This is a genomic window from Mesorhizobium sp. M5C.F.Ca.IN.020.32.2.1 (assembly GCF_004023105.1).
Taxonomy (GTDB): domain Bacteria; phylum Pseudomonadota; class Alphaproteobacteria; order Rhizobiales; family Rhizobiaceae; genus Mesorhizobium; species Mesorhizobium wenxiniae.
Genome location: NZ_RZSX01000371.1, coordinates 1 through 5,866, shown reverse-complemented (window position 1 = coordinate 5,866; position 5,866 = coordinate 1). Strand labels below are relative to the sequence as shown.

Here is a 5,866-nt window from a genome sequence, read left to right as displayed (position 1 = left end):
CCATGGCGCCGTCACCGGAGCCGACCGCGCCTTCCAGGGCGATCTCGGCGTCGGTCTCGACACGGCTGATGCTGAACGGCAGGATTGCTTCGAGCTGCTGCCTGTAGGTGCCGACATTGGCGCCGGCGAGGCCGAGGATGGCCGGGGTTTGCGGGATCATTTCGGGGTCTTGTCCGGCGGCGACAAAGGCCTGTTTTGCCGCCTCGACGATGTTGGCCCTGGCGCCGGTTAGATCGGTGCGGATGTTGGCCGCGCCACTCTTGGCGCGGCCGACGACGGTGCCGTCCACTGTTGCAAGGGCCGCCCTGCAGCTGGTGCCGCCGCCATCGATGCCAAGCACGAAATTCACGCGATTTCTCCTCCCGGCGGATAATACCAATAAAATACCAATAGCCAAGGATTAATTTCCGTTTCAAAAAGATTAAGCCGCATCTGGTTGAAAAACCTGCGTATTTTGCCCGAAAGCCAATTCCGAGGCAGGGAAATCGCTAATGCGTGTGGACAAGTGGTATTTTTTTGGTATGGTTTTCTGGATTGGAGGAAAGCGGATGGCCGAAACGCGCACCGAAGCGCTTCACCAGAATGCCGAGGGGCTGGACATCCAGGCCCCGGACGCCATCCTTTCCTCTTTGGCCAATGCGCAGATCGAGGCCGCCAAGGCGGTGCACGGCGCCATTTCTGCCATCGCCAAAGCAGCCGAAATCATCGCCAGCCGGCTGAACAACGGCGGCAAGCTCGCTTACGCGGCAGCCGGCAGCTCGGGCCTGATGGCGCTGGCCGATGCGCTGGAGCTGCCGGGTACCTTCGGCATTCAGCGCGACCGTATCGCCATCCTGATTGCCGGTGGCGACGATGCCTTCAAGACACTGGCCGGCGGACCGGAGGACGACACCGACGAAGCCTCGGCAGCGGTTGCCGCTGCCCGCATCGGCGAGGGCGACTGCCTGATCGCGGTCTCGGCCAGCGGCTCGACACCTTATGCGGTCAGAGCGATCGAGGACGCCAGACGCCGCGGCGCGGCAACCATCGCCATCGCCAATAACAAGGATGCGCCGCTGCTTCGGCTGGCCGATATCGCCATATTGCTCGAGACACCGCCGGAGCTGATCGCCGGCTCGACGCGCATGGGCGCCGGCACCGCCCAGAAGATCGCGCTCAACATGCTGTCGACGCTGGCCGCCATCCATCTTGGCCATGTGCATGACGGCTACATGGTCAACCTCATGGCCGACAACATCAAGCTGCGCGACCGCGCCGCACGCATCGTCGCCGCCATCAGCGGGCGCGACAGGGAGGATGCGGCGCGCCTGCTCGAGAAGAGCGGCGGCGGCGTCAAGACCGCCATTCTGCTCGCCGCCGGCGCCGCCAGCGCCGATGCGGCCGAGAAGATACTGGAAGGGACCGGCCAGAAGCTGCGCCCGGCGCTTTCCGCGATCGAGGGGAGCATGGGGCAGAAAGCCTCTGTTCTCAAAGCCGAACCTGAAAAAGGTCAACAGGGAGACTGAGCATGAAAACGAAACTACTGACGGCACTTCTTCTTGGCACCAGCATTCTCGGCTCCGCCGGAATGGCTTATGCCCAGGATGTAACGCTCAACATCGAGAGCTGGCGCGGCGATGACCTCGCCATCTGGAAGGACAAGCTGATCCCGGCTTTTGAGGCCAAGAACCCCGGCATCAAGGTGGTGTTCGCGCCGTCGGCGCCGACCGAATATGACGCCGCGCTCGGCGCCAAGCTCGCCGCCGGCTCGGCGGGCGACCTGATCACCTGCCGACCGTTCGACAAGTCGCTGGAACTCTTCAAGAAGGGCAACCTCGCCGATATTTCGACGCTGCCCGGCATGGAGAATTTTTCCGACGTCGCCAAGGCCGCCTGGCAGACCGACGACGGCAAGGCGAGCTTCTGCGTGCCGATGGCTTCCGTCATCCACGGCTTCATCTACAACAAGGACGCCTTCGACCAGCTCGGCATCAAGGTGCCGACGACGACTGAGGAGTTCTACGCCGCGCTGGACAAGATCAAGGCCGACGGCACCTACATCCCGATGGCGATGGGCACCAAGGATCTCTGGGAAGCCGCGACCATGGGCTACCAGAACATCGGCCCGAACTACTGGAAGGGGGAGGAAGGCCGTCTGGCGCTGATCAAGGGCGAGCAGAAGCTGACCGACCCGCAGTGGGTAGCGCCGTTTGCCGAACTCGCCAAGTGGAAGCCCTATCTCGGCGACGGCTTCGAGGCGCAGACCTATCCTGACAGCCAGAACCTATTCACGCTCGGCCGTGCCGCCATCTACCCGGCCGGCTCTTGGGAGATCGCGCTGTTCAACACCCAGGCTCAGTTCAAGATGGGCGCATTCCCGCCGCCGGTGCAGAAGGCCGGCGACACCTGCTACATCTCCGACCATACCGACATCGGCATGGGCCTCAATGCGGCCTCGAAGAACGCGGATGCGGCCAAGACCTTCCTGACATGGGTCGCCTCGCCGGATTTCGCCACCATCTACGCTAACGCGCTGCCGGGCTTCTTCAGCCTGAACAACACCCCTGTGAAGATGGAAGACCCACTGGCCCAGGAATTCGTTTCCTGGCGCGACAAGTGCAAGCCGACGATCCGTTCGACCTACCAGATCCTGGGGCGCGGTACGCCGAACCTCGAGAACGAGACGTGGGTTGAATCGGCCAACGTCATCAACGGCACGGTCACGCCGGAAGCTGCCGCCAAGAAGCTGCAGGACGGCCTCGACAGCTGGTACAAGCCGGCGAAGTAAGAGCCAAGGCAGAGCGCTGCGATCTCCCCCCTTGAGGGGGAGATGTCGCCGAAGGCGACAGAGGGGGTTGGTGGAGGCAGGCTGCGACCTGATCGTTGCTGGAAAGCACGGTCGATACCACGGTGGCGCACTGCCTTGGCCGACCCCACCCGCCTCGCTCCGCGAGGCACCCTCCCCTCAAGGGGGAGGGATGCGCCGCGCCCCTTGGCGGCAATTGCAAAAACCTGATCGGCGGGGACCGAACGCATGGCCGCAGCACCGAAACGACCGTTCCGCTGGCATATCGTCGTCTTCCTGGCGCCGGCAGTGCTGGTCTATACGGCGATCATGATCCTGCCGCTGGCCGGCACGCTGCAGCTCGCACTGTTCCGCAACATCAACCAGTCCCAGGTTTTCGTTGGGCTGGACAACTTCCGCACGCTGTTCGGCGACCCTAACTGGTCCGGGGGCTTCTGGAATGCGCTGAGGAACAATGTCTGGTTCTTCATCATCCACATGGTGGTGCAGAACCCGATCGGTGTGCTTCTGGCGGCACTGCTCTCCAGCCCGCGGCTTAGGTTCTCCGCCTTCTACCGTACGGCGATCTTCGTGCCGACGATCCTATCCTTCGTCATCGTCGGCTTCGCCTGGAAGCTGATCCTGTCGCCGCTGTGGGGCGTGGCGCCGAACCTGATGGATCTTGTCGGCCTGAAAAGCCTGTTCACGCCGTGGCTCGGCAAGGAGCAATATGCGCTGACCACGCTCAGCCTGATCTCGGTGTGGCAGTTCGTCGGCATCCCGATGATGCTGATCTACGCTGCGCTGCTGTCCATCCCTGAGGAGGTGATCGAAGCGGCCGAATGCGACGGCATATCAGGCATGTCGCAATTCTGGAAGATCAAGCTGCCGCTGATCCTGCCGTCGATCGGCATCATCTCGATCCTGACCTTCGTCGGCAATTTCAACGCCTTCGACCTGATCTACACCGCGCAAGGCGCGCTGGCCGGGCCGAATTATTCGACCGACATTCTCGGCACCTTCCTCTACCGCGCCTTCTTCGGTTTCCAGCTGCAGATCGGCGATCCCAACATGGGCGCGGCGATCGCCACGATGATGTTCCTGATCATCCTTGGCGGCGTCTGCGTCTACCTCTTCCTCGTCCAGACGCGCCTGCGTCGCTACCAGTTTTAGGGGGCCAGACATGAGCACGGCAACCCACTCCCTGCCCCGCACCCTCGGCGCCCATGCGGTGCTGTTGACCTACACGGTGATCGCACTGTTTCCGGTGATCATCGTCATCATGAATTCGTTTAAATCCCGCGCGGGCATCTTCGGCGCGCCGCTGACGCCGCCGACCCCGAAAATCTTCGACCTGATCGGCTACACCACCGTCATCGGCCAGGGCGACTTCATCCACTATTTCCAGAACAGCCTTGTCGTCACCGTCGCCTCGCTGTTCTTCGTGCTGCTGTTCGGCGCGATGGCCGCTTTCGCGCTGTCGGAATATCGCTTCCGCGGCAATTCGCTGATGGGGCTTTACCTGGCGCTCGGCATCATGATCCCGATCCGCCTCGCCACCGTCGCCATCCTGCAGCTGATGGTGACGAGCGGGCTGGTCAACACGCTGACGGCGCTGATCCTGGTTTATACGGCGCAGGGCCTGCCGCTCGCCGTCTTCATCCTGTCGGAGTTCATGAAGCAGGTATCCGACGATCTGAAGAATGCCGGGCGCATCGACGGTCTGTCCGAATACACCATCTTCTTCCGGCTGGTGCTGCCGCTGGTCCGGCCATCGATGGCGACGGTCGCGGTCTTCACCATGATCCCGATCTGGAACGATCTGTGGTTCCCGTTGATCCTGGCGCCGTCGGAGGAGACCAAGACGGTGACGCTCGGTGCCCAGCTATTCCTCGGCCAGTTCGTCACCAACTGGAACGCTATCTTGGCCGCACTGTCGTTGGCGATCATGCCGGTGCTGATCCTCTACGTCATCTTCTCGCGGCAACTGATCCGCGGCATTACTTCGGGAGCGGTCAAGTGAGCGCCGAAAAACCTCTTCGCGTCGTCGTTGCCGGGCTTGGCGATATGGGCCGCAGCCATGCGCTGGCCTATCACACCAATCCGGGCTTCGACATCGCCGCACTTGTCAACCGCTCGGATGTGCCGCTGCCGGCCGGGCTTTCCGGCTATGGCATCAGGCGCTCCTTTGACGAGGCGCTGCGCGACGAAAGCCCCGATGTCGCCTGCATCGCCACATATTCCGACAGCCATGCCGACTATGCGGTGAGGGCATTCGAGGCCGGCTGCCATGTCTTTGTCGAAAAGCCGCTGGCGACGACGGTGGCGGATGCCAAACGCGTCGTCGCGGCAGCCAAGGCCAACGGCAAAAAACTGGTGATCGGCTACATCCTGCGCCATCACCCGTCCTGGATAAGGCTGATCGCCGAGGCGCGAAAACTGGGCGGTCCGTACGTGTTCCGCATGAACCTTAACCAGCAATCCTCAGGCCATAGCTGGGAGACGCACAAGCAATTGATGCAGACGACGTCGCCGATCGTCGATTGCGGCGTGCACTATCTCGACGTCATGCTGCAGATCACCGACGCCCGGCCGGTCGAGGTGCGCGGCATGGGGCTGAGGCTCACCGACGAGATTGCGCCAACGATGTACAATTACGGTCATCTGCAGGTGCTGTTCGACGACGGTTCGGTCGGCTGGTACGAGGCCGGCTGGGGGCCGATGATCTCGGAGACCGCCTTCTTCGTGAAGGACGTGATCTCGCCCAAGGGCTGCGTGTCGATCGTCATGAAAGAGGGCGTCAAATCCGACGATATCGACACCCACACCAAGACCTCGACGCTCCGCCTGCACAGTGCGGCGACCGGCGCGGACGGCAAGTTCGCCAAACCGGATGAGATGCTGTCGATGGAGGGCGAACCCGGCCATCAGGATCTCTGCGACCGCGAACAGGCTTTTCTGCTCAAGGCGATCCGCGAGGATCTGGATCTGACCCGCCATATGGACGACGCGGTGAAGTCGCTCGCCATCTGCCTTGCCGCCGACGAGAGCGTGCGCAGCGGCGCCCCAATCAGACTCTAGACCAGTCAAACTCTAGAACAG

Annotated in this window: 6 protein-coding genes; 5 read left to right on the top strand and 1 reads right to left on the bottom strand. The window is 62.5% G+C overall.

What is annotated here, in order from left to right; all coding sequences use genetic code 11:
• A partial coding sequence (locus tag EOA86_RS18875) for a BadF/BadG/BcrA/BcrD ATPase family protein (RefSeq protein ID WP_281035672.1) occupies window positions 1–349 on the bottom strand: 349 nt, incomplete at its 3' end.
• Between the two features lie 199 nt (window positions 350–548).
• Here EOA86_RS18875 and EOA86_RS18870 point away from each other — a divergent pair.
• The 5 genes from EOA86_RS18870 to EOA86_RS18850 all read left to right on the top strand — a co-directional run bounded on the left by EOA86_RS18870 (window position 549) and on the right by EOA86_RS18850 (window position 5,845).
• Window positions 549–1,505: an N-acetylmuramic acid 6-phosphate etherase gene (locus tag EOA86_RS18870; protein ID WP_128343065.1), complete on the top strand. Its 957-nt coding sequence runs from the start codon at window positions 549–551 to the stop codon at window positions 1,503–1,505.
• Window positions 1,506–1,507: 2 nt separating this feature from the next.
• Entirely contained in the window at window positions 1,508–2,767 is a 1,260-nt protein-coding gene (locus tag EOA86_RS18865) for an ABC transporter substrate-binding protein (protein ID WP_128343063.1), read from the top strand.
• Between the two features lie 246 nt (window positions 2,768–3,013).
• The gene (locus tag EOA86_RS18860; RefSeq protein WP_128343061.1) at window positions 3,014–3,937 is read left to right on the top strand and encodes a sugar ABC transporter permease; all 924 of its coding nucleotides are present in this window, start codon (window positions 3,014–3,016) and stop codon (window positions 3,935–3,937) included.
• 10 nt (window positions 3,938–3,947) lie between these two features.
• Entirely contained in the window at window positions 3,948–4,787 is an 840-nt protein-coding gene (locus tag EOA86_RS18855) for a carbohydrate ABC transporter permease (RefSeq protein WP_128343060.1), read from the top strand.
• Complete coding sequence (locus EOA86_RS18850) at window positions 4,784–5,845, top strand: Gfo/Idh/MocA family oxidoreductase (RefSeq protein ID WP_128343058.1); 1,062 nt, start codon at window positions 4,784–4,786, stop codon at window positions 5,843–5,845. The genes EOA86_RS18855 and EOA86_RS18850 overlap by 4 nt, the downstream gene beginning before the upstream one ends.
• The last annotated feature ends 21 nt before the right edge of the window (window positions 5,846–5,866 follow it).

What these genes read in the sequence shown, in the direction of transcription:
- EOA86_RS18860 (WP_128343061.1), top strand. Translation starts at nt 3,014, where the DNA reads ATGGCCGCAGCACCGAAACGACCGTTCCGCTGGCATATCGTCGTCTTC.
- EOA86_RS18870 (WP_128343065.1), top strand. Translation starts at nt 549, where the DNA reads ATGGCCGAAACGCGCACCGAAGCGCTTCACCAGAATGCCGAGGGGCTG.
- EOA86_RS18855 (WP_128343060.1), top strand. Translation starts at nt 3,948, where the DNA reads ATGAGCACGGCAACCCACTCCCTGCCCCGCACCCTCGGCGCCCATGCG.
- EOA86_RS18865 (WP_128343063.1), top strand. Translation starts at nt 1,508, where the DNA reads ATGAAAACGAAACTACTGACGGCACTTCTTCTTGGCACCAGCATTCTC.